The organism is Candidatus Pelagibacter ubique HIMB140, from assembly GCF_025558165.1.
GTDB classification, from domain to species: Bacteria; Pseudomonadota; Alphaproteobacteria; order Pelagibacterales; family Pelagibacteraceae; genus Pelagibacter; species Pelagibacter ubique_T.
Window position 1 is genome coordinate 1,092,501 of record NZ_LAMZ01000001.1, and the last position, 25,708, is coordinate 1,118,208.

The window sequence follows — 25,708 nt, forward strand, 5'->3', positions numbered from 1 at the left end:
GAATTGAGAGGAGTTGACCCTAGTACGAGAGGACCGGGTTGAACATACCACTGGTGGACCGGTTGTAGCGCCAGCTGCAGTGCCGGGTAGCTAAGTATGGACGAGATAACTGCTGAAAGCATCTAAGCGGGAAACTCACCTCAAAACTAGTTCTTCCTATAGAGCCGTGGTAGACCACCACGTTGATAGGCTGGATGTGGAAGCGCAGTAATGCGTGCAGCTGACCAGTACTAATAGCTCAATTGGCTTGATTTATGCACTGAAAAAAATTTTTGATTTAGTAAGATATTAATTTAAATTCTAATAATTATTTTATTTTTAAAATATTTCTTTTCGTTTTTATTACTAACATTCAATAGTACATGATGTTTAATCTTGTTTATCGCTTCTTTATAGCTTAAAAAATTTTTTACTTTTAAGTCGTTTTTTATTTCAGAAGCAAAATATTTACTACCTTTAAAAGAATTGTAGATTTTCAATGCTGGAGAATTTCTTAGGTCAAGTGAATTCGTTTTATAACCTAGTCCCCAAAAGCAAATTTTATTATTTTTGTATGCATTAAGTTTAAGTTTTAATTTTTTTAAACATATTTTGGTTTGATTATCATTTATCAACCTTATTTTATTAATGAGTCCATTTTTTTTGTTGTCTAAAAAATACGGATCTACAGGTAAGCAATGTCCACCAACACCTATAGATGTTTTTAGTATATTTACTCTAGGATGTTTATTGCTCAATTGAAAAACTTTTTCGTGATCTAAATTTTTTTTATTTAGTATGTTTTTTAAATAATGAGCTAACCCTATATTGAAATCCCTGTAAGTATTTTCTACTAACTTTACTGCCTCTGCTATTTTAAAATCTGTAAAATAAATTCTTCCTTTAACAAAAGTTTTATAAATTTTTTTTAATTTAATTCTATCTTTGTTAGCACATCCAATTATTCTGTCATTGTTTGTCATTTCATATAGTGTATTGCCAGGCATAGCTTTTTCACACACATACGCAACAGATATATTTCGAACTTTCGATAACTTACCTTTAATTTTTTTTAAAATATTGTTTGTGTAACCAATTGGAACAGTCGACTCAATTATAATCAAATCTTTCTCTTTTAAAATAGGAGTTAATTTATTTAAAACACTGTCCAAAATCTTTGTATCACAAACTTTTTTTTTGTTTATAGGAGTAGGAAGACATAGAATATAAACTTCGCTTTTTATAATATCTGTTGAGTAAGTAATTCTATCTCTTAAAGTTCTTTTGTATAATTTAGTTATGTTTGCTTCTTCACTAAAAAATTTTCTGTTTTTAAGAGTTTCTATTTTTCCTTTATTATTATCAATGCCATAGAGTTTAAAATTGGTTCTTGTTAAGCTTAATAAAAATGGTAAACCGATATAACCTAAACCAATTACTGATAAGGTTTTTTTATAACTTCTCATAAATATTTTGAATTTTAAAATGTTCTGATTTATCCCAATTATGTTTCTTAAAATATTTTAAAGAATTAAATCTAAATTTAAATAAATTTGTTTGATTCATTTTTAAAATTCTCTTTTTTAAATCATTTGCATCTCCTGATTTAAAAATTAATCCAGATTTCGATTTTTTTAGAGTCCTTGTCAATGGCTTACAATTAGATACAATTTGTGGGATGCCCAAACTCATATATTGACTGAGTTTGTAAGGTATCGTTGTGTTTGTATGCATATTTTTTGTATGCGGAACAATTCCAATGGTATTTATGTTGGTAAATTTTTTTAGTTTTTTTAAATCAATTCGTTTCAAAATTTTTAAATTTTTTGATTTATTTTTTTCTATTTTTTTTGAATAATTATTATTTAGAGCACCTATTAATAAAAACTCAATTTTTTGCATAATTGGCAATTTTGAGCATTCAATAACAGTTTCCAATCCTCTGTGAGGAGCAAATCCTCCAAAATATATTATCCTTCGATTAGATGATTTTTTTAATTTTGATTTAAATTTTTTTTGAAAAAATAAAGTTTCCAAATTTTCTACAACATATGTTTTTTTGTTATATGAGTTAGAATAAAAACTTAATATTTTTTTTTTACTTTCTAGCGTTGTTACAAGTGTTAAAAGAGATTTTTCTATAGACCATCTTTCATAGTTTCTTAATCTTTTTAGATTTGCAAATAATATATAAAATAATCTCAAAAAAGGGTTTTTGTCATTATTCCAAGATATAAATGACTCTGGTAAACTATCATGAATATCTAAAACAATTTTTTTTTTATTTATTAATTTATAAACTGTTTTGAAAAGATAATTGTTTTGAATATGAATTATATCGTATTCTCTGTTAATTTGTTTTTGTTTTAAAAAATTTAACCAGTCATAGTCAATTAGAAATAAATACCATAAGAATTTGTTAATAAATGAGTTGTGACTTTTTTTTACAATGATTTTTATATTTTTTTGTTTAAGAAATTTAATTTTTGGTTGAAACTTGTCACAAAAAATAACAATTTGGTGCCCTGATTTTGCTAAAGAATAAATTTCATATAAAGATCTTGCATTAGAAGAAATATTATCATTAATTAGGAACAAAATTTTTTTCATTTAGAATTTCTTTCATAATTTTTTTCGAAACATTTTTTCCATAAGGTGATTTCCATTTTGGTTTATGGTTGTTAATTTTCCTTATTCTTTTTATAATTTTTTCAAATTCCATAGATAAATAATTAGATCCAATTTTTATTGTCTCTGGTCTCTCTGTATTCAATCGAAGAGTTATTAAATTTTTTTTTAAAATACAAGCCTCTTCTTGAATACCACCAGAATCTGACATTATGAAACTACAATTATACAGATATTTTAAAAAATTTTTATAGTTTACTGGTCCATTTAATTTAAAGTTGTTGTTTAGTGAAATTTTGTATTTTTTTAGAATATTTAAAGTTCTTGGGTGACAAAAAAACCAAATTTTTTTGTAGGTTTCATTTGCTATCTTGTCCAACATTTTAAATAAATTTGTAGTTGCTTTTCTATCAATTAATAATTCGTGTCTATGCAAAGTAAGTAAAATAAAATTTTTTTTAATTTTTGTTTTGAATTTTATCATATTTAGCGAGTCGCTTATCGTGCTTCCTGTAACAAATATTTTTTTTTTACTAAAACCTTCTTTAATGAGAATTCTTTTTTGAATATGGGTAGGTGGGAATAAAATATCAGATAAATTATCAATAACCTGTCTATTAAACTCTTCTGGCATTCTATAATCGTAACTTCTTAATCCTGCCTCTACATGAGCTAAATAAATTTTTTTATTTTTGGAATTTATTTTTGTTGTTGCAATTGCACCTGCTAATGATGAATTAGTATCACCTTGAACGACAACTATATAAGGATTTTCAAAAACAAGTATTTTCTTTATCTGATCAGATAATAGATTTACATAATTTGATTTCCTTTTTTTTTGGATTGAAATTTTATATTTTGGTTTTTTTATTTTTAATTCTTTAAAAAATTTGTCAGACATATTTTGATCATAATGTTGACAAGTAAAAATTATAAAAAAATTTTTCTTTTTCAATTCACAATATTTAATTATAGGTGCTAATTTAATTATTTCTGGTCTTGTTCCCATAACGAAGCATATTTTTTTCATTTAATTAAATTTTTTATATGACTGTAAGTAATTGAATTTATCTGAATAATTATTTTTTAATGAACTCTTAAGTAATAATGAGTTATTTAAACTAGTATATTTTTTTTTGGATATCCACCATACCGGGTGTATTAGTAGTTGAATACTTTTTTTATTATCTAAAATATTTTTATCTTTAGTGGGAATCCCAAAACGCCAGTCCCCTTTAGAATCTGAATAGTACAAAATTTTTTTTATAAATATTGAACTATAGACATTAATCATTTCATTATAATAAATTCCTTTGGGAATTCCATTAATACCAGGTTTATGAAATGAAATAGTTTTTATTTCTCTACCAATGCAATTTTCTAAAATTCTTTTTTCTAAATCAAATTTTTTCTCATTTTTTTTAAACGAATTTTTTTTTAAATTCGATAAATCAAAGTGTAGTCCAATTTGATGACCCAAATCACTAATTTTTTTAATCATATCTCGATTAGATTTTTCTAAGCAATTATATAATTTGGAAGTTGTTAAAAAAAAATAAGTACTTTTAATTTTTAAAGATTTTTCAATAACTGCCATCTCATAGGCTTTTGAAATGTCAATATCAACATCATGTCTCAATATAATATTTTTATTTTTTTTTATGCTTTCTGAAAAAAATACAAATTTGTATTCAAGTTTTTTAAAAAAATGTATAAGTTTTTTATATTCTTTAATTGAAAAATATGGTTTTTTATACATCAGAGCTAACTTATATAAACATATTGTGAAAATAAAAAAGACAATTTTAATCACTGGAGGTTTAGGTTTTATTGGGCAAAATTTAGTAAATTTTTTTGTAAAGAAAAATTTTAATGTTCATATAATAGATAATTTATCTTCAATTAATTCTAACAAGAGCTATTTATTTAATAAAAAAAAAGTTAAAATTTTTAAATTTGATATTAGTGATAACAAAAAAATATCAAGTTTTTTAAAAAAAAGGCATTATAAATACTTAATCCACGCAGCTGCAAATTTTGCAAATCAAAACTCTGTTGAAAATCCAATTAGAGACATGAAATCAAATATTCAGGGTACAATTAATATATTTGAGAATATTAATAAATTAGAACTAAAAAAAATTATTTATCTTTCTTCTTCCTGTGTTTATCCAAGTAAAAAAAATTTATTTGAAAGTATGTCTTTGAGACCTATAGAAACACCTTACGCAATTTCTAAATATTCTGCTGAACTATATGCTGAATTTTATTCTTATTATCACAAATTGCCAATAAATATTGTTAGAATTTTTAACACTTATGGCCCAGGAGAAAAAGCTCATAAATATAGAAATGTAATACCTAATTTTATTGATTTAGCTCTGAAAGGCAAAACTTTAAAAATAACTGGTGACGGTACAGAAGTTAGAGATTTTACTTATGTGGAAGATGCATCAAGATTGATATTTAAAACTTTAAACTTAAAATCAAAAAAGCTTGAAATTATAAATTCATGTACAGGAAAACAAACAAAGTTATATGATTTAGCAAAAAAAATAATTAAACTTACAAATTCAAGCTCACAAATTAAAATTACCAATAAATTTAGAAAATGGGATAAAATCAAATTAAGAAAAGGAAATATTAGTAAAAGAAATAAATTACTTGGATATATTTCAATGGTACCATTAGAGCATGGCTTAAGAAAAACAGTAAAATGGTACAAAAAAAATCTTTAATTTTTTTTTAAGATTACACAAATTGTATCTGAAAGTGATGGAAAGATTTTTATTAAGTAATTATATAAAAATTTAAATTTAATATATATAAAAAATAAAAATTTATTTCTTGGAACAATTGCATTAATTCCTTCTAGATGTTTGATTTCGAAGTTAATTTTTTTGGCTAGATACAAGATATCATCTAAGCTGTATTCTCGCCAATGTCCTCTGAATGGCTCCTCTTCAAAATATTCACTGTAAGAAGCGTAATTTGTCTTTCCAAAGAAGACTGAAATTCTTTTTCTCAAACTAACAGAATTCGGAACAGTGATTATAATATAAGAATTTTGTTCTAGAAAATTTATTACATCATAAATAAATTTTTTTGGTGTAGGAACATGTTCTAATACATCTAGCAGCAAAATAATCTCATATTTTTTTTTGGACTTGAATAATTCTTGAATATTTTCATAAAATTTGAGATTAATTTGGTTGCTAAAAGTTCTTAATTTTTCTAAATTTTTGTCAATTTTATACCAATCATCATTACAATCATCATATGCCTCTATATTAAAATTAAGTTTTTTTAAAATAGCAGACAGATCATTAAGTCCTGATCCAAAATCTAGTATAGTTTCACTTCCAGAAAATTTATTTTTTATTAACTTATATATATAAAAATATTTAGGTCTTATAATGCCGTTATCATTTAAGTAGTTTTTAAATGGAAAAATTGGTGATATTTCATTTATAACTTTAAGTAATTTGTTTTTTTCCATTACTATTTTTTATTTGTATATAATCAAATATGCTAATACAAAAGAACTTCTCATGCAAAATTTTTTTAATAATTATTTTCAAGAAACAATTAATTCAATAAAAAACTTTAATAAAGATGATATAAATAATTTGGCAAAATCAATTGCAAAAATTAGGTTAAACAAAGGTAGAATTTTTTTTGTTGGCGTTGGTGGGAGCGCAGGAAATGCTACTCATGCAGTTAATGATTTTAGAAAATTATGCAATGTTGAATGTTATAGTATTACAGATAATGCATCTGAGTTAACTGCAAGAATAAATGACGAAGGTTGGGATAGTTCTTTTTCTGAATGGTTAAAGATTTCAAATTTAAATAAAAAAGATGCAATATTTGTATTATCAGTTGGTGGAGGTAATATTGAAAGAAAAGTTAGTGTTAATATCGTAAACGCTGTTAAGTATGCAAAGTTTAAGAGAGCAAAAATATTTGGAATCGTGAGTAGAGATGGAGGCTATACAAAAAAAATTGGAGACAATGTAGTAGTTATTCCGGTTAAAGAAAAAAAATTAGTAACACCTATTTCGGAGGCTCTACAAGCAGTAGTTTGGCATTATTTGGTCTCATCTTCATATTTAAAAAAAAACAAAACTAAATGGTGATTTTAATTGTCATTAAAAAAGAGAAGAGCTGTATTTTTAGATCGTGATGGTGTTTTAAATATACCAATTATTAAAAAAAATAAATCTTATGCGCCATTAAAGTATAAAGACTTTAAATTGTATCCTAAATTAAAATTTTATTGTCAAAAATTAAAACTTTCATTTTTATTAATAGTTGTTACTAATCAACCTGATATTGGTAGAAAAAAAATTAAACTTACAGAACTAAAAAAAATGCATCATAAACTTAAAAAAATAATAAATTATGATGAACTCTATTTTTGCTCAGCTATTTCGAAAAAATCTTATTACAAGAAACCAAATCCCGGAATGATATTAAGAGCAATCAAAGAATTTAATATTGAACCAAAAAAAAGTTATTTAATTGGAGATAGATGGAGTGATATAATGCCTGGAAATAAGTTTGGAATTAAAACTTTATTTATCGATAGAAAATATAAAGAAAAAAAACCTAACAAATACTTTAGAAAAGTAAAATCATTTTCTGAAGCTGCAAGAGTGATACTAAATGATAAATCTTAAAAATTTTAATTTAAGTATTTTTGCTGATGGAGCAGATTTAAAGGATTTTAAAAAGTTATCAAAAAATAAATTAGTCAAAGGTTTCACAACCAATCCTTCATTAATGAGGGCTTCAGGTGTTAAAAATTACTTAAATTTTTCAAAAAAAGTTCTTAAGATTGTTAAAACTAAACCTGTTTCATTTGAAATTTTTGCTGATGATATAAATGAGATTGAAAAGCAAGCACTAATCATTTCTAAGCTTGGAAAAAATGTCTTTGTAAAGATACCAATAATTAACACAAAGAATGAGTCTAATGTAGACTTAATCTCAAAACTAAACAAACAAGGTATTAAAATAAATGTGACAGCAATATTTACCTTAAAACAAACTAAATCTTTGATTGAAAAATTGAATGGGAAAACTGAAATCATTTTTTCTATATTTGCGGGAAGAATTGCTGACTCGGGCATTAATGCTAAAACTGAAATGAAAAAACATATATCTTTATCTTCAAAAAAAAAGAATATTAAAATTTTATGGGCAAGTGTTAGAGAGGTTTACAATCTTATAGAAGCAGAAGAAGTCAAATGTCATATAATCACCGTCCCACCTTCAATTTTGAATAAAACAAAAAATTTTAATAAAAACTTGGAAAAATATTCCCAAGAAACAGTTCAGATGTTTTTTGAGGATGCTAGAAAGTCTGGATACTCTTTATAAGCTAATGTTTAAGAAAATATTTATCACTGGTGGAGCTGGGTATGTGGGTTGTAGACTCGTGAAGGATTTACTTCAAAAAGAGTACAAAGTTACTGTTTATGATGCAATGCATTATACTGAAAATTTTTTACCTAAAAATAATAATAATTTAAAAGTAATAAAGGGAGATATCAGGGATACTAGTCATTTAAAGAAAGTTTCAAGTGGTAATGATGTGTTTATACATTTAGCTTGTATTTCAAATGATGCAAGTTTCGTATTAGATGAAAATTTATCTAAGACTGTAAATTTTGACTGTTTTGAGCCAATGGTAAAAACAGCTAAGAGTAATAATATTAAAAGATTTATATATGCATCTTCAAGTTCTGTGTATGGGGTATCAGAAAAGAAGGATGTTAAAGAAGATCATCCATTATTGCCACTAACTGCCTACAATAAATATAAAGGTTTATGTGAGCCAATATTAATGAAATATGCCGATAGTGAGTTTGACGCAGTAATATTTAGACCCGCTACAGTATGTGGCTATAGTCCTAGAATGAGATTTGATCTGAGCGTAAATATTTTAACATGTCATGCAATCGTTAACAATAAAATTAAGGTTTTTGGCGGAGATCAATTAAGACCTAATTTACACATACAAGACTATAGCGACTTTGTCCAAATATTAATAAATGCTGATAAAAAAAAAATACAAAAAGAAATATTTAATGTTGGCTTTCAAAACCTTTCAATAATGAATATTGCTAAATTGGTAAAAAAAGAATTAGAAACAAATTTTCAATTTAAAAATATTGAAATAGAAAGAACTGAAAGTAACGATAACCGATCTTATCATATTAATTCTGACAAGATATATGAAATACTTAATTTTAAACCAAAGTATTCAATCGAAAATGCAGTTCATGAAATAACAAGATGTTTTAAAAAGAATTTATTTCAAGACCCGCTATCCAATGTAATCTACCATAATGTCAAAACATTGATGCAAAATAATGTTAAATAAAAAAGTTAGCATAGTAACCGGTGGGGCTGGTTTTATCGGAAGCCACATGGTTGATCTTTTAATTAAAAAAAAACATAAAGTTTTAGTAATTGACGACTTATCAAAAGGAAAAAAAAAAAATATACATCATCATATTAGAAACAAGGATGCTATATTAATTAAAAAAAATATATTAAATATCACAAGCAAAGATATTAATTTCAAAAAAATATGTTTTATTTTCCATTTTGCTGGAAAGGATGCAATTATACCATCTATAACAAATCCTGAAAAATATATAAATGTAAACTTAAATGGAACATTAAAAATTTTAGAGGCATCAAAAAATTTAAATTTTAAAAAATTTGTTTATGCAGCATCTTCGTCTTGTTATGGTAAAGCCAAAACTCCAACAGATGAAAATAAAAAAATTTCTAATTTACATCCATATGCTCTTAGTAAATATTTAGGTGAACAGTTAGCATTAAGCTGGCATAAAATTTATGATTTGCCAATAAATTCTGTAAGAATATTCAATGCATATGGTGAAAGAATAGGATTTAATAATGAATATGGAGCAATGTTTCCTATTTTACTTAAACAGAAATTATCAAATAAACCGCTTACAATTGTTGGGGATGGCAAACAAAAACGAGACTTTATTTATGTAAAGGACCTTGTTCAGGCATTTTATGCTGTTGCAAACATTAAAAATTCTGGAGAGATTTTTAACGCTGGATATGGAAAACCAGTAAGTGTCAATTTAATTGCAAAATTAATTGGAGGTAAAAAAATATTTATAAAAAAAAGACCTGGCGAACCAGAAATTACACACTCAAATATTCGAAAAATTAAATCTTTTACAAATTGGAAGCCAAAAGTTTCAATTAAACAAGGAGTTGAGATAATGATTAGAAATATCAATTTATGGGAAGACTCTGTTTTATGGGATAAAAAAAAGATAAAACTTGCTACAAAAGTTTGGTTTAATAAACTGAAATAGTTACTAAAGTATTGATATTGAAATATGTCCTTAGATTATTTTAAAAAATATAATTATAAAATAAGAGATTTAAAAGATTTAAAAAAAATTTTAGATAAAAAAAAAAATAAAAAAACTGTTCTATGTCATGGTGTATTTGATGTTGTTCATCCTGGCCATTTAAGACATTTGGCACACGCAAAAACAAAAGGGGATATTTTAATAGTTAGTCTTACTGCAGATAGGTTTATAAAAAAAGGAAATTATCGCCCTCATGTTCCAGAAAATTTAAGAGCATTAAACCTATCAGCTTTTGAAATGGTAGATTATGTTGTCATAGATAGACATGAAAAAGCTGACAATATTTTAAAGTATATTAAGCCAGATTTTTATGCAAAAGGATTTGAGTATTTTTCTAAAGGATTACCTAAAGCTACAAAAGATGAAATAAAAGTAGTGGAGTCTTATGGGGGGAAAATGTTTTTTTCACCAGGAGATTTTGTTTATTCATCTTCAAAATTTCTACAATCATCTCTTCCAGAACTACATTTTGAAAAGTTACTTATGCTTTTAGATAAACATAAAATTAATTTTGAAGATCTAAAAGAAACATTAAATAACTTTTCAAAACTAAAAGTCCATGTAATAGGTGATACAATAATTGATACTTATACCAGAACTACTTTTATTGGTGGTCAAACTAAAACACCAACTTTTAGCTTATTAAAACAAAAAGAAGAAAATTTTATTGGGGGAGCTGCAATCGTGGCCACTCACTTAAAAAAATCTGGAGCAGAAGTTACTTTTTCCACAGTTTTAGGTAATGATCGATTAGGACGTTTTGCTACAAAAGAGTTAAAAAAAATTAAAGTTAAAGTAAGGCCTATTGTTGATTTATTTAGACCAACAACCAATAAAAATAGTTTTACAACTGGAAATTATAAACTTTTAAAAGTAGACACATTAGATAATACTCCTATTAACGAAAACATTTTAAGTAAATTATGTAACTCAATTAAAAATACAAAAGCTGATATAGTAATTTTAAGTGATTTTAGACATGGTATATTTAATTTAAGCAGTATTCCAAAAATAATAAAAGCAATTCCTAAAAAAACTTTCAAAGTTGCAGACAGTCAAGTAGCTAGTAGGTGGGGAAATATTTTACAGTTTAAGAATTTTGACCTTATAACCCCAAATGAGCGAGAAGCTAGATTTGCTTTAGCAGATCAAGATTCACCAATTGGATCACTTTCATCTCTTTTACAAAAAAATTCTAAATATAAAAATTTAATTTTAACATTAGGAGATAAAGGAATTTTTTGTTCATCAAAAAATAAAAAAAATAATTATTTCTCCATAGATTCTTTTGCACAAAATGTCATTGATGCAGTAGGTTCTGGAGATGCTTTGTTAGCCTATTCCTCAATAGCTCTCAAACTATCAAATTCACTTGTTCAAGCAGGTATTATTGGCTCTTTGGCTGCAGCCAAGGCATGTGAGTATGATGGAAATCAACCAATAAGTAGAAAAGAAGTAATTGAACAAATGAATAAAATAGAAAAAAAATTAAATTATATAAATCAGTAATGAAAAATGATGTAATTGTTGGCTTTGGAGTTCAAGGAAAAAAAAGACTTAAATTTCTAAATAAAGAAAAAACAATTATCGTAGACCCTTTCAATAAAAATTCTCATTACAAATATATTAATGATGTACCTAAAAACAAATATAGCAAAGTATTTATTTGTGTGCCTGATAAAGATAAAGAAAAAATTATTCGGTATTGTTTATTAAATTCAAAACATTTTCTTGTAGAAAAACCATTCCCATTAATTAAATCAAAAAAAATAGAATTCTACTCACGAATCGCTAGATCTAAAAAATTAATTAATTACGTTGCTTATAATCATAGATTTGAACCTCATTTTGAAAAAGTAAAAAAGATTTTAAATAAAAATCAAATTGGAAAAATATATTCTTGTAAATTATTTTATGGAAATGGAACGTCAACTTTAGTGAAAAATAGTTTATGGAGAGATAAAGGGTTGGGTGTAATTAGTGATCTTGGATCGCATTTATTAGATTTATGTAATTATTGGTTTAATATTAATGACGAAAATATTGATTATATCAATTGTTGCAGGTTTGAAAATAGATCACCTGATTATGCAAAATTAATTTTTAAACAAAAAAAAATTTTATTTGACTTAGAGATGACACTTTGTATGTGGAGAAATCATTTTTCGTGTGATATTTTGGGTCAAAAAGGATCTATACATATTTCCTCATTGTGTAAATGGGATGAAACAACATTAATTATAAGAAAAAAAGTATTCCCCTCAGGTTTGCCCAAAGAAAAAAAATATAAAATTAAAATGGATGACCCCACATGGAGAAAAGAACACAAGTATTTTGAAAGACTAATAAAAAAAAATAAAGTCAATTTTATAAAACGAGATATTTGGATGAATAATATATTCAATAAAGTAAAGAAAAAATTAAAAATAAATGTTTAAAGTAGGGTTTGTAGGAGCTTCTCATCTTGGAATATGTTCTGCAATTGCTGCTGCAGAAAAAAAGTTTAATGTAGTTTTATATGATAGTGATATTCAAAAGATAAAATTATTAAAAAAATTAGAAGTAAATTTTTTCGAGCCTAATTTACAAAAATTCTTAAAAAAAAATCAAAGTAGAATTCAAATTACTAATGATATTAATCTTTTAAAAAATTGTAAGCTAGTTTATATTTCACATGACACTCCAACTGATGCGCAAAATAAAAGTGATTTTTTGTTTGTAGAAAAATTAATTAAAAAGACACTAAAAAAACTTAATAAAAAAACATTAGTTGTTATATTGTGCCAAGTTTATCCAGGTTTTACAGAAAAAATTAAATGGGATAGGGATTATTTGTTTTATCAAGTAGAGACACTAATTTTTGGTAATGCTATAAATAGAGCAATAAATCCTGAACAGATCATAATAGGAAAAAATAAAACCAATAAATCCAATTCAAAAAAAATTTTAGAGAAATATATTGGGAAATTTTCAAAAAACATAAAATATATGGATTACAAAAGTTCTGAATTGTCTAAAATTTCAATAAATTTATATTTATCTTCTTCAATAACTTTTGCTAATAGTCTTGCTGAGTTATGTGAAAAATCAGGAGCAAATTGGAGCTTAATTCAAGAAGTATTAAAAAAAGATAAAAGAATTGGATCATATGCGTATTTGAAACCTGGGTTAGGAATTCTGAGCGGGAATTTACAAAGAGATCTAGTAACTTCTCAAAAGATTTTTAAAAAATTCAAATGTAAAAATAATTATATTTCTAATATTAGGTCACTTTCAAGCAAAAGAATGGATTGGATTGTAAATATAATAAAACAAAAAAAAATAAGCAAAAAAACCTCAATTGGCATATTTGGTTCTACATATAAAGAAAATATTTCTACTTTAAAAAATTCTCCCTTATTGCATATAATTAAAAATTTAAAAAAAAATAGTTTCAGGATCTTTGATCCTGTTAATAGGATATTTTTCGAACAAAAAAATATAATTGTAGATACTGAATTTGAAAATTTTTTAAAATTTTCAGAAATACTGATTATATTAACGCCTTGGGATTTTATTAAAAATAAAAAAAATCAAAAAAAAATTTTTAAATTTAAAGGAAATCTCATAATAGATGTTTATAATTTAATAAGTAGAAGATACTTAAACAAGAAAACTTCAATTATAAGCATGGGTCAAAAATTTAAAATATGAGACAATTTAATAGAGTAGTAATTCTAGGCTCAGGTGGTTTTATTTCAAATGCTTTAGAAGAAATATTAAAAAAAAAAAAGATAAAATATTTAGCATTAAAAAGGAAAAAATTAGATTTAGCTAAAAAATCAAGTACTTCGGTATTAGTTAAAATTTTAAAAAAAATGGATTGTGTGATCATTATCGCAGCAAAAGCACCATGTAAAAATATTAGGATGCTAGAATATAATCTGCAAATTATGAGAAATATCATAAATGCATTATTAAAAAAAAAAGTCCGCAAAGTAATATATCTCAGTTCAGATGCTGTTTATTCGGATAGCATGAATAAAATTAGTGAAAAGTCAAATACAAGTCCTAAAAATTTTCATGGTATTATGCATTTAATGAGGGAGAAAATGTTAACATCAATTAAACCTAATAATTTATGCATATTAAGGCCAACTTTAGTTTATGGAGTTAATGATCCTCATAATGGATATGGACCTAATAGCTTTTTGAGGTTAGCAAAAAAAAATTTTCCAATAAAAATTTTTGGAAATGGAGAAGAACTTAGAGACCATGTCCATATAAATGATGTAGCAAAAGTGATATTTGGATCAATTTCAAAAAATATTGTTGGTATTTTAAATATCGTTACGGGGACAAAGATTAGTTTTTTGCAAATTGCAAAATTATCAATTAAGAATTCTAACTCAAATTCAAAAATTATAAAAATTAAGAGAACAATTCCTATGCCACATAATGGGTATAGACTTTTTAATGCTACTAAGATAAAAAAAATTTTTAAGGAAATTAAACTAGTTAATATAAAATATAATAAATACTTTAAATAATGGCTAAAATTTCAGTATCTGATTACGTAATAAAATTTCTTGAGAGAAAAAAAATAAAGAATATTTTTACAGTTTCTGGTGGAGGGTCTATTAGTCTTTGTGATGCATTGCATAGATCGAAAAAAATAAAATATATTTGTTGTCATCATGAACAAGCGGCATCTTTTTCTGCGGAGGGTTATGCAAGAGCAAAGAATACTTTAGGTTGTGCTTTAGTTACAACTGGGCCGGGTGGAACGAATGCTATTACGGGTGTTTCATCAGCTTGGATAGACTCGGTTCCAGTGTTATTTTTATCGGGTCAAGTTTTTTTAAATCAAACAATTAAAAATACTAGTAAAAGACAAATTGGTGTTCAGGAGATAGATATAATTAGTCTTGTAAAACCGATCACTAAACACTCTGTGATGATTAATAACCCTTACTCCATTAAGTATCATTTAGAGAAGGGCTACCATGAGTCATTAAGTGGAAGGCCCGGACCAGTTTGGATTGATATTCCTGCAGATATTCAAAATTTTAAAATTGATGAAACTAAACTTGTTGGTTACAAAAATTCTTTAAAAATAAAAAATAAATTAACTTTAAATAAAAAAATTAAAAAAATTGCAGATATTTTATCAAAAGCAAAAAAACCTGTTATTCATGTTGGTCATGGAGTAAAATTATCAAAAAGCTCTAGAGAATTTTTGAACTTGATTAACAAATTTCGAATTCCGTTTCTTCAAACCTGGAGTGCTGACGATTTAATTAATTATAACCACGATTTAAATATGGGAAAACCAGGTGCATTTGGAAGCAGATATGCAAATTTTATAGTTCAATCATGCGACTTTTATTTGTCAATAGGAACAAGATTGCCATTCATGGTAACTGGTTATAACCCAAAAGATTTTGCAAGAAATGCGAAAACTAAAATTATGGTAGATATAGATAAGTTTGAATTAAATAAAAACGATATAAATATAGACTATAAAATATGTAGTGATGCAAAGTATTTTTTAGAAAAACTTAACTTCTATTTAAAAAAAGTAAACAACTTAAAAAACTGGACTCAGTTTTGTAATGATTTGAAAAACAAATATCCAATTGTTCAAAAAAAATTTTATAATTTAAAAAATTATGTTAATTCGTATGTATTTGTTGATACTCTAAGTAATTACTTAGGAGAAAAAAAAATAATAGTAACAGACATGGGATTTTCTTTTACTACCACTCACCAAGCTTTTAAAAATAAAAAAAAACAAATCTTTTTTACAAATTCTGGTCATGCTCCAATGGGATGGGGTCTTCCAGCCGCTATAGGTGCGGCATCAGATGGAGAAAATTTTTCAGAGGTAATTTGTCTAACTGGAGAAGGAGGTTTTCAAATGAATATACAAGAACTGGCAACAATTATGCATAATAATATTCCTGTTAAGATTTTTATTTTTAATAATGGTGGATATTTAACCATCAAACAAACTCAGCAATTAGGATTTAATGGCAGATTGATGGGATCAACAAAATCTAGCGGATTATCTTTTCCAGATTATGAAAGCATAGCCAGCTCTCACAAAATTAAGTATTATAAAATCAAAAATCATATGTCGATGGGCAATAAATTAAAAAAAATTATAAATTTAAAAAAACCTTTAATATGTGAAGTAATTATGGATCCAAATGAAGAACAAATGCCAAAAGCTATAAATAGAAAAAATAAAAAAGGAAAATCAATACCAACAGTTTTTGAGGATATGTATCCATTCTTAAAAAGATCAGAAATTGAAAAATGGAGAAATGAAAATGAAAAAAAATAAAAGAGGCATTATAATATCTGGAAGCTTGGTTCAAGATCATGAGTTCATTTACCCATTTTATCGATTATTAGAGGAAGGTATTGATTTAGATGTTTGTCTTTTCGAGGGAACTGCAGTTAAGGGATACTTTGGAACTGCAATTCCACCAAATAAAAATCATCCTGTAAAAAAAATTCAAAATGTAAATATTAAAGATTATGATATTCTTGTAATTCCAGGCGGAGTAAAATGTATGGAAAAAATTAGACAAGATAAAAAAATCGTAAATTTTATAAAAGAGTTTAATAATACTGGAAAAACTATTGCTTGTATTTGCAGCGGTACACAATTGCTGATTTCAGCAAAAGTAGTAAAAAATAGAAATATATCTGGTTATTATAGTATGATTGATGATATTGAGAATGCTGGAGGCAAATATGTTGATAAGCCAGCAGTAATTGACAAAAATATAGTTACAACCGCACATTATAAAGATATGGGTCCATGGATGAAAGCTGCTTTAAAGCTTTTAAATAATAGCTAATAATGAGAGAGTTCAATCTTTTAGATGAATACCCAAAATTGAGTTCCCCTAGAATAGTTTCTGATAAAAGCAGAACAATTAAAAATAGAATTATAGCAACTGAAAGAGATAAGGATTTCTTTGATGGAGACCGAGATAATGGTTACGGTGGATACAAATATGATGGTAGATGGGTAAGTGTAGCAAAAAAAATTATTAGCGAATATAATCTAAGTAATAATTCTAAAATTCTTCATATTAATTCAGAAAAAGGTTTTTTATTACATGATATAAAAAATTTATTACCAGATATTAGATGCATTGGAATAGAAACATCTAATTATGCGATTGACAATTCATTAAAAAGTATAAAACCAAACTTATTAAAGGTAGAAAATTATTATAATTTAAATTTTGAAAATAAAAGTTTTGATTTTATTTTGGCAATTGGCGTTGTTTATGCTTTATCTATAAAGGATGCTATTTCTTGTATAAATGAGATTCAAAGAGTTGGAAAGGGCAAAAGCTTTATAAATTTAGCATCTTATGAAAATGAAGAAGATTATCAATTATTCAAAAAATGGTCTTTATTAGGTACTATTTTTTTGAAAAAGAATGAATGGTTGGAAATTTTGAGTCACTGTAAATATACAGGTGATTTTTTTTTTACAAATGCAGATACTTTAAATTTAAAAAATGAGTAATTATATAAAAAATCATTGGGAAAAATTAGAAAAGGAAAGACCTCCACGAAATGTTAAATTAGTTAAAACAATTGAATTTAAAAAATTATTTAAGATTCTTAAAAATAGAAATGAAGAAAAACAAAAATTAAAAAATTTAATAAATAGGCTCTACGGAGGAGAGGCTTTAATAATTAAAAATGCTATAGGCAAAAAACAAATAGAAAAAATTAAAAAAGAATTAGTTTCCATTTCAAATAAAACTAAATCAAGTTTTTTTAAGATGGACAAAAAATGCCCTAATTTTTGGAGAAGACAAGATGAAAGTATTGCAAAAAAATATTCTGTATCAGCAGTTAGAGATTCTTACTATTTCTTTAGATGGAACGAAAATAATAAAGAAATTTGGAAAACATTTGACATGGTATGGGCAAACATTAAAGTTCTGGGAGGTCTACAAAAAGACTCTTACGTAAATAATATGCCGACTGATGGAGTTATAGATAGGATCCAAATTGTTAGGTATCCAGAAAAAACAGGATATATTGAACCTCATTTTCATGATCCTAAAAATCAAAGGTTAATAATAAGTGTTTATATGAGTAAAAAAGGGGTAGATTATCTAGGCGGGGGAACATGTTTTTACCAAGGAAATAAAAAAGTAGATGTTGAGCATAAAATTGAAGTTGGTGATGTTGGAATATTCTATGCTACTTTAAAGCATGCAGTACATCCAGTAAAAAAAACTAATAAAAAAACTGATCCAAATTTTAGAGGTCGATGGTGGTGTGGTCTTTATAGCCCTGAAAGTGATTTAGTAAAAGATAGGCACACCAGTTCACCTAGTAAATAAATGAATATACTATTAGCTGGTGGAAATGGAGAAATTGGTTCTGATTTAGCTAATTTTCTCTCAAGAAAACACAAAGTAATAGTTGGAACAAGAAAGTCAGCAAAGAAAAAAAAAAATATAGTTTTCCTCAAAATAGACTTCTCAAAGAAAATTTATATAAAAAAAAAAATTGATTTAATAATAAATTGTATAGCTACGCACGAGTTTTCAAAAAAAAATGAATTTGATGATTATTTCAAATCAAATATTTTATCTATTTTCAATATTATAAAATTTGCTGAAAAAAAAAAAATCAAAATTATTAATTTGTCAACCGTTAGCATCTATGATCTATCTTTAAATAAAATAGTGACAGAAGAAGAAGAACATATTTCCAATAATTTACTTGCAGTTACAAAATTTATTGGAGAGAAATTATTTCAGTTTAGCGACTTGGATGTGATAAATTTAAGAATGCCCGGTGTTTTGACTATTAATAAGAGAAAAGATAGACCTTGGCTATCATTAATTTTAAATATTATTAGAACAAATAAAGAGATAAGTGTTTTTAACTTAAATAAACAATTCAATGCATTAATTGATACTAAAGAAATTTCAAATTTTATTATTTATATATTAAGCAATAAATTTATTTCGGGTACTTATAATTTTTTTGCAAGTAATCCAATAAAGCTTAGGAAAATATTAAGGTTAATTATAAATCAAACCAAATCTCATTCAAGAATTATAAATTTAGGCAATAAAAAAATATCTAGAGTACAAAATAATAAAATTGAAAAAATTTTAAAATTTAAAACAGATACAGTTACAAACATTATAATAAGGAATTTAAATGATTAGGTTAGGAAGTTTAAGAGGATCATTAGGACATTTAATTTTAAATACTCTTAATTTTTTTTTAAATAATAAAAATTCTAAAGATACTTTAGTAATTGCTACTCCAAAGAAAGAAATATCAAATTATTTTGTCTATAAAATTTTAACTAATAAATTTAAATCTCAAAAAGTCTTTTTTAATAATTCTATACTTCTAAAATTAACTTACAAAATATTAAATAAATTTAAAAAAAAATTTAATTTCTTTAACAAATTAATATGCAATATTGAATGGCTGCATCACGATAACTCAAAAGAACTTTACGGCAGTAAGTACAATTTTGATGAAAATTTTTATCATATGGTACCAGATTTTGAATTTGAGGAAAAAGATAAAACTTTTTTCTCTGAATGGAAAAAGAAAAAGAATATAAATAAAAAATTTGTTTGCATTTCATCTAGAGACTCTGGTTTTTATGAAGAGCAATTGGAAAATCCAAGAAATTTTAATTTTGAAGATTATAATAAGTTAATCAGAATGCTATTAAAAAAAAATTATATTGTAATTAGAATGGGAAGAAAATTTATAAAGAATTTTGATTTTTCTAATAATAATTATATTGAATTATATCAACAAGAAAAAAATAATTCTAAGTTAGATGTCATAGAAACTTTTCTCTTTAAAGAGTGTGAGTTTATTATTTCGGGAAATAGTGGAATTGATGCTTTTGCAGCTTTATTTAAAAAAAAAATTTTTATTACAAATAATTTTCCAGCAGGTAGAATTCCTAGGTACTTGAATTGTACCTTTATTCCTAAATTATATAGTTCAAATGATCGAATAATAAATTTTAATAACATCCCAAAAAAAATTCTTTTATCTGAAGAAATTGAAAAATTACAAAAAGAAAAAATTAATTTAATCAATGCTAATTCAAGAGATATAGAAAATATGGTTAGAGAATATTTGGAAAATAAAAATTATTCAGGTATTGATATCTCAAAAAAGAGTTTTGTTGTTGAAGGCAGAAATTCAAACTCATCAATATGTCCTTTGTGGTATAGTAAAAATAAAAACTTATTTAACAATGAAATTAGTTAGTTATAGTTTATTTGGTAATCAAAAAATTTATAAATCTGGATTATTGCACAATATTGAGATTGCAAAAAAATTATTACCTGATTGGAAAATAAGAATATATTTTTGTAGCAACGTTGATAAAAAATTTATAGATTTATGTAAGAATTCAAATACAGAAGTAATTATCAAAGATAGAAAGTATAAATATGATCCTATGTTGTGGCGAATGCTACCAATGGAAGAAAATCATGATGCTGTAATTATTAGAGATGTTGATACTAGAATTTGGGATCGTGATAAAAGATTGATTGATGATTGGTTAAAAAGTGATTTTAAGTTTCATGTTGCGAGAGAAAATCTAGGAAGTGATTGGCCTATAATGGCTGGTATATGGGGTGGTAAAAAACCTAATTTAAAAATAAAAAAAAATTTTAATAGATGGATTAAAAAAGAAGCAAGAACTAAAAATTCTTACATTAATGACCAGGCGTTTTTATCAAAATTTATATATCCAATAATTCGTCACGATTTATTAGTCTATTCTGATCATGTAGTAATGGATTGTGAAAAAAATGTAAAAAGTATCCCTGGAGGACAAGATTTCTACAAAGGTAAAAGAATTATGATTGGAATGCCCGTGATAGATGATTTTTTTGAGGAGGATAAAAATTTAATTGATGATGAATATTTGCTTAGTCAAAAAATATCTAAGTACGATGAAAGAATTAATCATTGGTATAGTGAAGAAGAAAATATAGTTCCTGATAAACCAAAAAAAATGACACCATTATATAAATATACCAATCCATTTCTAAATATATTTGTTTTAATTTGTGATATTACATTTAAAAAGAAATTGAATCTTTTTAAGATTTTATTTATTTTTTTTTGGAATAAGGTTTTAAGAAAGTTCGTCAATTTAAAGTTTAAAAACCATAATTTGAGTAAATATTATAAATAAATGAAGATAGATATTATTGATTTAAAGAAAAGGTATAAAGATGAAAGAGAAGATTTATTAAAAATTATAGATAAAGTTCTTAAAAAGGGCAATTTAGTGATGACTAAAGAGGTCCAAAAATTTGAAAAAAATATTTGCAAATATACTGGCGCAAAATATTGTGTGAGCTTAAATTCTGGAACAGATGCATTAATGATGGCCATGTGGGCATGTGGAGTTAGAAAAGGTGACGAAGTTATTACAACTCCCAAAACATTTATAGCTACAATAGGTTCGATTGTGCATTTGGGAGCTGTGCCTGTTTTAGTAGATGTTGATGAAGATTTAAATATTAATCCAGAATTAATTAAACAAAAAATAACAAAAAAAACAAAAGTAATTATGCCTGTTCATTGGACAGGTAGAATGTGTAATATGAAAGAAATAAATAGAATTGCAAATGAGGAAAATCTAATTGTTATAGAAGATGCAGCACAAGCAATGGGCTCATATTTTAATAAAAAACATGCAGGTACATTTAGTAAAGTTGCAGCTTTTTCATGTCATCCACTAAAAAATTTAAATGCTTTAGGTGATTCAGGTTTTGTGATTACAAATGATAAAAAAATATTTAAGAAAATAACTCTATATAAAAATCACGGACTAGTTGGTAGAGATAGAATAGATACATTTGGACTAAATTCAAGATTAGATTCTATAAATGCTGAAGTATTAAATTTTAGATTAAAAAAACTTAAGAAATTAATTAATTTAAGAAAAAAAAATATTTTTCTTTATAAAAAATATATTAAAACGCCGAAAATAAAAATTATTGATGAAAAAAAACATAATATAAGTTCTCATGTAATTTTTAATGTTTTATGTGAAGATAGAGATTTATTAAAAAAATATTTAGAAAAAAATGGTATTCAATCATTAATATATTATGGTACCCCAGTTCATTTGCATAAGCCTATGAAAAAATTTGGTTATAAAAAAGGTGATTTTCCAGTTGCTGAAAAATTATGCAAAAAAATTTTAGCTTTACCACACAATCAATATATTACTGAAAAAGAAATTCAGTATGTTTCAAATAAGATAAACAATTTTTATAAAAGAAAAAATTATGCGAGTTGAATACAACTATCTTAAGCAAGAGTTTAAAAATACAAAAAAAATTTTTTCAGAATGGAGTAAATTAATAAAATCTACTGACTTTACATTGGGATCTTACGTAGATAGGTTTGAAGAAAAATTTAAAAATTACATTGGTTCAAAATATTGTATTTCAACAAATAATGGAACAGATGCATTAATTTTGTCACTAAAAAGTATTAACGTAAAAAAAGGAGATGAGGTAATTACAGTTTGCAATTCTTTTTATGCGAGCGCAGGTGCAATTATTGCTTGTGGAGCAAAGCCTATATTTGTGGATTGTGATGAAAATTTTCAAATGAATATTAATGATTTAAAAAAAAAAATAACAAAGAAAACAAAGGTAATTATGCCTGTTCATTGGGGAGGAGCTTCACCTGATATGAGACAAATCATGAGAATTGCTAATTCAAAGAAAATAAAAGTGGTTGAAGATGCATGCATGGGTATAGGAGCAAAGATAGGCAAAAAAAGCCCAGGAACATTTGGTATTGTAAATGCATTTAGTATGCATCCACTTAAATCATTGAATGTTATGGGAGATGGTGGCGCCATAGTCACTAATGATTATCAGATATACAAATGGGCAAAAAAATATAGAAATCATGGAATGTTGAACAGAGATAAATTAGACTTCTGGGGGGTTAATATTAGATTACAGCCACTTCAAGCAATTGTAGCAATAGAAGGTTTAAAAAAATTAGAAAAGGTAATTAAAATTAGAAATTATAATTCTAAAATTTTGGATGAGAAATTAGAAAAACTCTATCCAAATGTAATTTTGCCACCACGAAATAATCAAAATAAAGAAACTTTTGCTCTATATATGGCGTTGTTTAAAAATCGTGATAAATTAAAAAATTTTTTGATTAAAAAAGGTATTGAAGTAAAAATACATTATCCAGTTCCTTTACATTTACAAAAACCTGCAATTAAAAGTGGATACAAAAGAGGTGATTTTCCTATTGCTGAGTATCAAGCAAAGTCATTGTTGACCTTACCAGTACATCAATATTTAAAAAGAAAACAACTAAATTACATAATAAACTCAATTGAAAAATTTTATAAAAAAAATGACTAAAAAAATTGATAAACTTTATGATGAAAATTTAGTTGTAAAACCCTGGGGTTATGAATATGTGGTTTATAGAAATAAAAACAAACTTTCAGTAACTTTATTAAATATAAATTATAAAAAAAAAACTTCACTACATTGTCATCCAAATAAAAAGAGTGGATTTATAATGATTAAGGGTAAAGCCTTATTTCAATTAGGTTTATGGAAAAAGAGATCTGAAATTAAAGCAGCGCCCTCTAAAAGAATGATAGCCAGAGGTCTTTTTCATCAGATAGAATCCCTTTCTAAAGAAGGAATTATTGCGCTAGAATTTGAAACTCCAGTAGATAAAAAAGATTTAGTTAGATTTCAAGATGATTATGGAAGACAACAAAAATCTTATGAAGGAGCAAAGTATACAAAAAAAATCAATTCAAAATTTTTAAAATTTAAAATTCCACCTTCAGAAAAAAAAATTACTTATTCAATTTATGGAGTAAAACTATTAATTGAAAATCATAAAAATTTTAAAAAAATCAATAAATGTAAAAATGATACTATATTTGCAATTTTAGATGGTGAAATTGTAGATAATAATAATAAAGCAGTACTTAGTTGTGGAGATATTGTAAAAACTAATGATTTAAAGGTTTTATCTAAAGTTTTTAAAATAAAGAAGCTTCTTACTTTATTAAAAGTGACAAAGTAAAATTAATAATTAAATATCAATTTAAAATAATAATCACTTAATGAAAAAAATATTGTTGTTTACTCCAAATTATTCATTAAATAGTGGTCATAATCAAACTTTTATTTCCACAAGAATTAATCAATATATTAAAAATAATATAAATGTAGAAGTTGTTACTATTCAAAAAAAAAAAAGAATTATTAGAAAAAATTCAAAATTCAAAGTGAGGTCCTTTGAAAACTATTCAGAATTAGATTTTTTTTTAAACAAAAATATTCATCAGTATGATAAAATATTTATTCATTTTGTAACATTTCAATTTATTAAAATAATTAATAAACATAAAAAAAAAATCTTCATTTGGATACACGGTATTGAAGCCCAAAAATGGAAATGGTATTTATTTGATATTTTTAATAAGCCCTTTTGGTTTTTAAAGCATATAGTTTACAATTTAATACAATTAAGAAATTTAAAAATATATTTAACAAGTAATAAAAATATAAAGTTAATTTTCGTATCAAAATGGATGAAAGAAGTTTTTACTGAAGATCTAGGTATAAATTTGAAAAAACACAGATACGCAATAATACCCAATCCTATAGATCATATTTTTTTTGACAAAACAAAAAGAGATGAAAAATCACAAAAAAACATACTAATTATAAAGAATTTTGCTTCAAAAAAATATGCCGGAGATATTACCGTTAATTATTTACTAAAACTTTCAAAATATAAAATTTTTAAAAAATATAATTTTACTATAGTTGGAAAGGGAAAAATTTTAGATAAAAATTTAAATATTTTGAAATTTAAAAATGTAAAAGTGAAAAATCAATTTTATAGTCCAAAAAATATATTTAAATTTCACAAAGATAATTCGATATTTTTTTATTTAACACGAATGGATGCACAAAGTGTAACTCTCAGCGAAGCTTTGTGTTCAGGGATGGTTTGTATTTCCTCAAATAATACTGCAATTCCTGAATTTATTTCAAATAAAACAAATGGTTTTTTAATTAATGATTTTAAACAATTTAGAAAAATTTTAATTCAATTAAATCAGAATAAAAATTTGATAAATAAAATTTCCCGTTCTGCAATTAAAAACTCTAAATTTCTTAAACCTGAAAATATTTTCAAAATGGAAAAGAAATTTATCAAATTATGATAAATATGTTCCAGAAATTATTTATTAAATATTCTACTTTTTTATTAACAAGTTTTTTTTTAATTATTATTTTTCAAAATGGTGGTAATTTTAATATATATGATAAGGTTAATATCATACCATTAGGAAATTATACAATCTTCTCCTATCAAATTGAAATACAAAATTATATTAAACTAATTAAATTAATATCTATATCATTATATTTCGGTTTATTTTCTTTTTTTCTTTTTAATATTTTTGTAAATTATAAAAAATTTTTAATTAAAGAAAATTTACTAATTTTTCTTTTTTTTATCCTAATTTTTTTAAATTATTTAATTTCTTTTTATTTATCATTTAATTTTGAATATTTTAGGAAAATTATAATTTGTTTAGTTTGTTTTTTTAC

26 protein-coding genes and 1 rRNA gene (1 of these 27 running past the window's edge) are annotated in these 25,708 nt (G+C 24.8%); 22 read left to right on the top strand and 5 right to left on the bottom strand.

The genetic code is table 11. From position 1 onward, the window contains the following. Nucleotides 1-255: ribosomal RNA gene (locus VP90_RS05890) — 23S ribosomal RNA — on the top strand (it extends 2,498 nt beyond the left edge of the window). Between the two features lie 38 nt (nucleotides 256-293). Here the strand turns inward: VP90_RS05890 and VP90_RS05895 are convergent. Genes VP90_RS05895 through VP90_RS05910 form a run of 4 tightly spaced genes read right to left on the bottom strand, consistent with a single transcriptional unit; the run spans nucleotide 294 to nucleotide 4,366 of the window. Continuing rightward, the gene (locus VP90_RS05895; protein ID WP_262590192.1) at nucleotides 294-1,445 is read right to left on the bottom strand and encodes a nucleotide sugar dehydrogenase; all 1,152 of its coding nucleotides are present in this window, start codon (nucleotides 1,443-1,445) and stop codon (nucleotides 294-296) included. Beyond that, nucleotides 1,432-2,589 carry a glycosyltransferase gene (locus tag VP90_RS05900; RefSeq protein WP_262590193.1) on the bottom strand — a complete coding sequence of 386 codons (1,158 nt, stop codon included), beginning with the start codon at nucleotides 2,587-2,589 and terminating at the stop codon, nucleotides 1,432-1,434. The genes VP90_RS05895 and VP90_RS05900 overlap by 14 nt, the downstream gene beginning before the upstream one ends. Further along, the gene (wecB, locus tag VP90_RS05905) at nucleotides 2,564-3,637 is read right to left on the bottom strand and encodes a non-hydrolyzing UDP-N-acetylglucosamine 2-epimerase (protein WP_262590194.1); all 1,074 of its coding nucleotides are present in this window, start codon (nucleotides 3,635-3,637) and stop codon (nucleotides 2,564-2,566) included. The genes VP90_RS05900 and wecB overlap by 26 nt, the downstream gene beginning before the upstream one ends. Then, complete coding sequence (locus VP90_RS05910) at nucleotides 3,638-4,366, bottom strand: hypothetical protein (RefSeq protein ID WP_262590195.1); 729 nt, start codon at nucleotides 4,364-4,366, stop codon at nucleotides 3,638-3,640. It abuts the gene before it with no gap. A gap of 25 nt (nucleotides 4,367-4,391) precedes the next feature. Here VP90_RS05910 and VP90_RS05915 point away from each other — a divergent pair, with 25 nt between their 5' ends. After that, nucleotides 4,392-5,345: an NAD-dependent epimerase/dehydratase family protein gene (locus tag VP90_RS05915; protein ID WP_262590196.1), complete on the top strand. Its 954-nt coding sequence runs from the start codon at nucleotides 4,392-4,394 to the stop codon at nucleotides 5,343-5,345. On the opposite strand, the gene VP90_RS05920 is transcribed toward VP90_RS05915, so the two are convergent. Then, a complete protein-coding gene (locus VP90_RS05920; protein WP_262590197.1) occupies nucleotides 5,342-6,106 on the bottom strand; it encodes a class I SAM-dependent methyltransferase in 765 nt (254 codons plus the stop codon). The genes VP90_RS05915 and VP90_RS05920 overlap by 4 nt on opposite strands. 52 nt (nucleotides 6,107-6,158) lie before the next feature. Between VP90_RS05920 and VP90_RS05925 the strand changes: the two genes are divergently transcribed. From VP90_RS05925 to VP90_RS06020, 20 genes are read left to right on the top strand one after another with little or no spacing between them, the layout of a single operon-like run. After that, a complete protein-coding gene (locus tag VP90_RS05925; protein ID WP_262590198.1) occupies nucleotides 6,159-6,746 on the top strand; it encodes an SIS domain-containing protein in 588 nt (195 codons plus the stop codon). A gap of 6 nt (nucleotides 6,747-6,752) precedes the next feature. After that, nucleotides 6,753-7,289 carry an HAD-IIIA family hydrolase gene (locus VP90_RS05930; RefSeq protein ID WP_262590199.1) on the top strand — a complete coding sequence of 179 codons (537 nt, stop codon included), beginning with the start codon at nucleotides 6,753-6,755 and terminating at the stop codon, nucleotides 7,287-7,289. Then, on the top strand, nucleotides 7,276-7,992 hold the full coding sequence (locus tag VP90_RS05935; RefSeq protein ID WP_262590200.1) for a transaldolase family protein: 717 nt from the start codon (nucleotides 7,276-7,278) through the stop codon (nucleotides 7,990-7,992). The genes VP90_RS05930 and VP90_RS05935 overlap by 14 nt, the downstream gene beginning before the upstream one ends. 4 nt (nucleotides 7,993-7,996) lie before the next feature. After that, a complete protein-coding gene (locus VP90_RS05940; protein ID WP_262590201.1) occupies nucleotides 7,997-8,998 on the top strand; it encodes an SDR family oxidoreductase in 1,002 nt (333 codons plus the stop codon). Further along, nucleotides 8,988-9,980 (top strand): NAD-dependent epimerase/dehydratase family protein, encoded by a 993-nt coding sequence (locus VP90_RS05945; RefSeq protein ID WP_262590202.1) that lies wholly within the window; start codon nucleotides 8,988-8,990, stop codon nucleotides 9,978-9,980. The genes VP90_RS05940 and VP90_RS05945 overlap by 11 nt, the downstream gene beginning before the upstream one ends. A gap of 24 nt (nucleotides 9,981-10,004) precedes the next feature. Next, entirely contained in the window at nucleotides 10,005-11,549 is a 1,545-nt protein-coding gene (locus VP90_RS05950; protein ID WP_262590203.1) for a PfkB family carbohydrate kinase, read from the top strand. Further along, nucleotides 11,549-12,478, top strand: a complete 930-nt coding sequence (locus VP90_RS05955) for a Gfo/Idh/MocA family protein (RefSeq protein ID WP_262590204.1) — start codon at nucleotides 11,549-11,551, stop codon at nucleotides 12,476-12,478. Before VP90_RS05950 ends, VP90_RS05955 begins: the two co-directional genes overlap by 1 nt. After that, nucleotides 12,471-13,733 carry a nucleotide sugar dehydrogenase gene (locus VP90_RS05960; RefSeq protein WP_262590205.1) on the top strand — a complete coding sequence of 421 codons (1,263 nt, stop codon included), beginning with the start codon at nucleotides 12,471-12,473 and terminating at the stop codon, nucleotides 13,731-13,733. Before VP90_RS05955 ends, VP90_RS05960 begins: the two co-directional genes overlap by 8 nt. Then, on the top strand, nucleotides 13,730-14,569 hold the full coding sequence (locus VP90_RS05965) for an NAD-dependent epimerase/dehydratase family protein (RefSeq protein ID WP_262590206.1): 840 nt from the start codon (nucleotides 13,730-13,732) through the stop codon (nucleotides 14,567-14,569). Before VP90_RS05960 ends, VP90_RS05965 begins: the two co-directional genes overlap by 4 nt. Further along, nucleotides 14,569-16,368, top strand: a complete 1,800-nt coding sequence (locus VP90_RS05970) for a thiamine pyrophosphate-binding protein (RefSeq protein ID WP_262590207.1) — start codon at nucleotides 14,569-14,571, stop codon at nucleotides 16,366-16,368. Before VP90_RS05965 ends, VP90_RS05970 begins: the two co-directional genes overlap by 1 nt. Then, entirely contained in the window at nucleotides 16,355-16,891 is a 537-nt protein-coding gene (locus VP90_RS05975; RefSeq protein ID WP_262590208.1) for a DJ-1/PfpI family protein, read from the top strand. The genes VP90_RS05970 and VP90_RS05975 overlap by 14 nt, the downstream gene beginning before the upstream one ends. A gap of 2 nt (nucleotides 16,892-16,893) precedes the next feature. After that, the gene (locus VP90_RS05980) at nucleotides 16,894-17,574 is read left to right on the top strand and encodes a class I SAM-dependent methyltransferase (RefSeq protein WP_262590209.1); all 681 of its coding nucleotides are present in this window, start codon (nucleotides 16,894-16,896) and stop codon (nucleotides 17,572-17,574) included. Further along, entirely contained in the window at nucleotides 17,567-18,406 is an 840-nt protein-coding gene (locus VP90_RS05985; protein ID WP_262590210.1) for a hypothetical protein, read from the top strand. The genes VP90_RS05980 and VP90_RS05985 overlap by 8 nt, the downstream gene beginning before the upstream one ends. Beyond that, nucleotides 18,407-19,246: an NAD-dependent epimerase/dehydratase family protein gene (locus VP90_RS05990; RefSeq protein ID WP_262590211.1), complete on the top strand. Its 840-nt coding sequence runs from the start codon at nucleotides 18,407-18,409 to the stop codon at nucleotides 19,244-19,246. Next, a complete protein-coding gene (locus VP90_RS05995) occupies nucleotides 19,239-20,324 on the top strand; it encodes a TIGR04372 family glycosyltransferase (RefSeq protein WP_262590212.1) in 1,086 nt (361 codons plus the stop codon). Before VP90_RS05990 ends, VP90_RS05995 begins: the two co-directional genes overlap by 8 nt. Continuing rightward, nucleotides 20,311-21,264 (top strand): hypothetical protein, encoded by a 954-nt coding sequence (locus VP90_RS06000; RefSeq protein ID WP_262590213.1) that lies wholly within the window; start codon nucleotides 20,311-20,313, stop codon nucleotides 21,262-21,264. Before VP90_RS05995 ends, VP90_RS06000 begins: the two co-directional genes overlap by 14 nt. Then, nucleotides 21,265-22,380, top strand: coding sequence for a DegT/DnrJ/EryC1/StrS family aminotransferase (locus VP90_RS06005; RefSeq protein WP_262590215.1), 1,116 nt, complete (start codon nucleotides 21,265-21,267; stop codon nucleotides 22,378-22,380). It abuts the gene before it with no gap. After that, nucleotides 22,370-23,479 (top strand): DegT/DnrJ/EryC1/StrS family aminotransferase, encoded by a 1,110-nt coding sequence (locus tag VP90_RS06010; protein WP_262590216.1) that lies wholly within the window; start codon nucleotides 22,370-22,372, stop codon nucleotides 23,477-23,479. Before VP90_RS06005 ends, VP90_RS06010 begins: the two co-directional genes overlap by 11 nt. Then, nucleotides 23,472-24,164, top strand: coding sequence for a cupin domain-containing protein (locus VP90_RS06015; protein WP_262590217.1), 693 nt, complete (start codon nucleotides 23,472-23,474; stop codon nucleotides 24,162-24,164). The genes VP90_RS06010 and VP90_RS06015 overlap by 8 nt, the downstream gene beginning before the upstream one ends. Before the next feature lie 40 nt (nucleotides 24,165-24,204). Next, complete coding sequence (locus tag VP90_RS06020; RefSeq protein WP_262590218.1) at nucleotides 24,205-25,317, top strand: glycosyltransferase; 1,113 nt, start codon at nucleotides 24,205-24,207, stop codon at nucleotides 25,315-25,317. Nucleotides 25,318-25,708 lie beyond the last annotated feature (391 nt).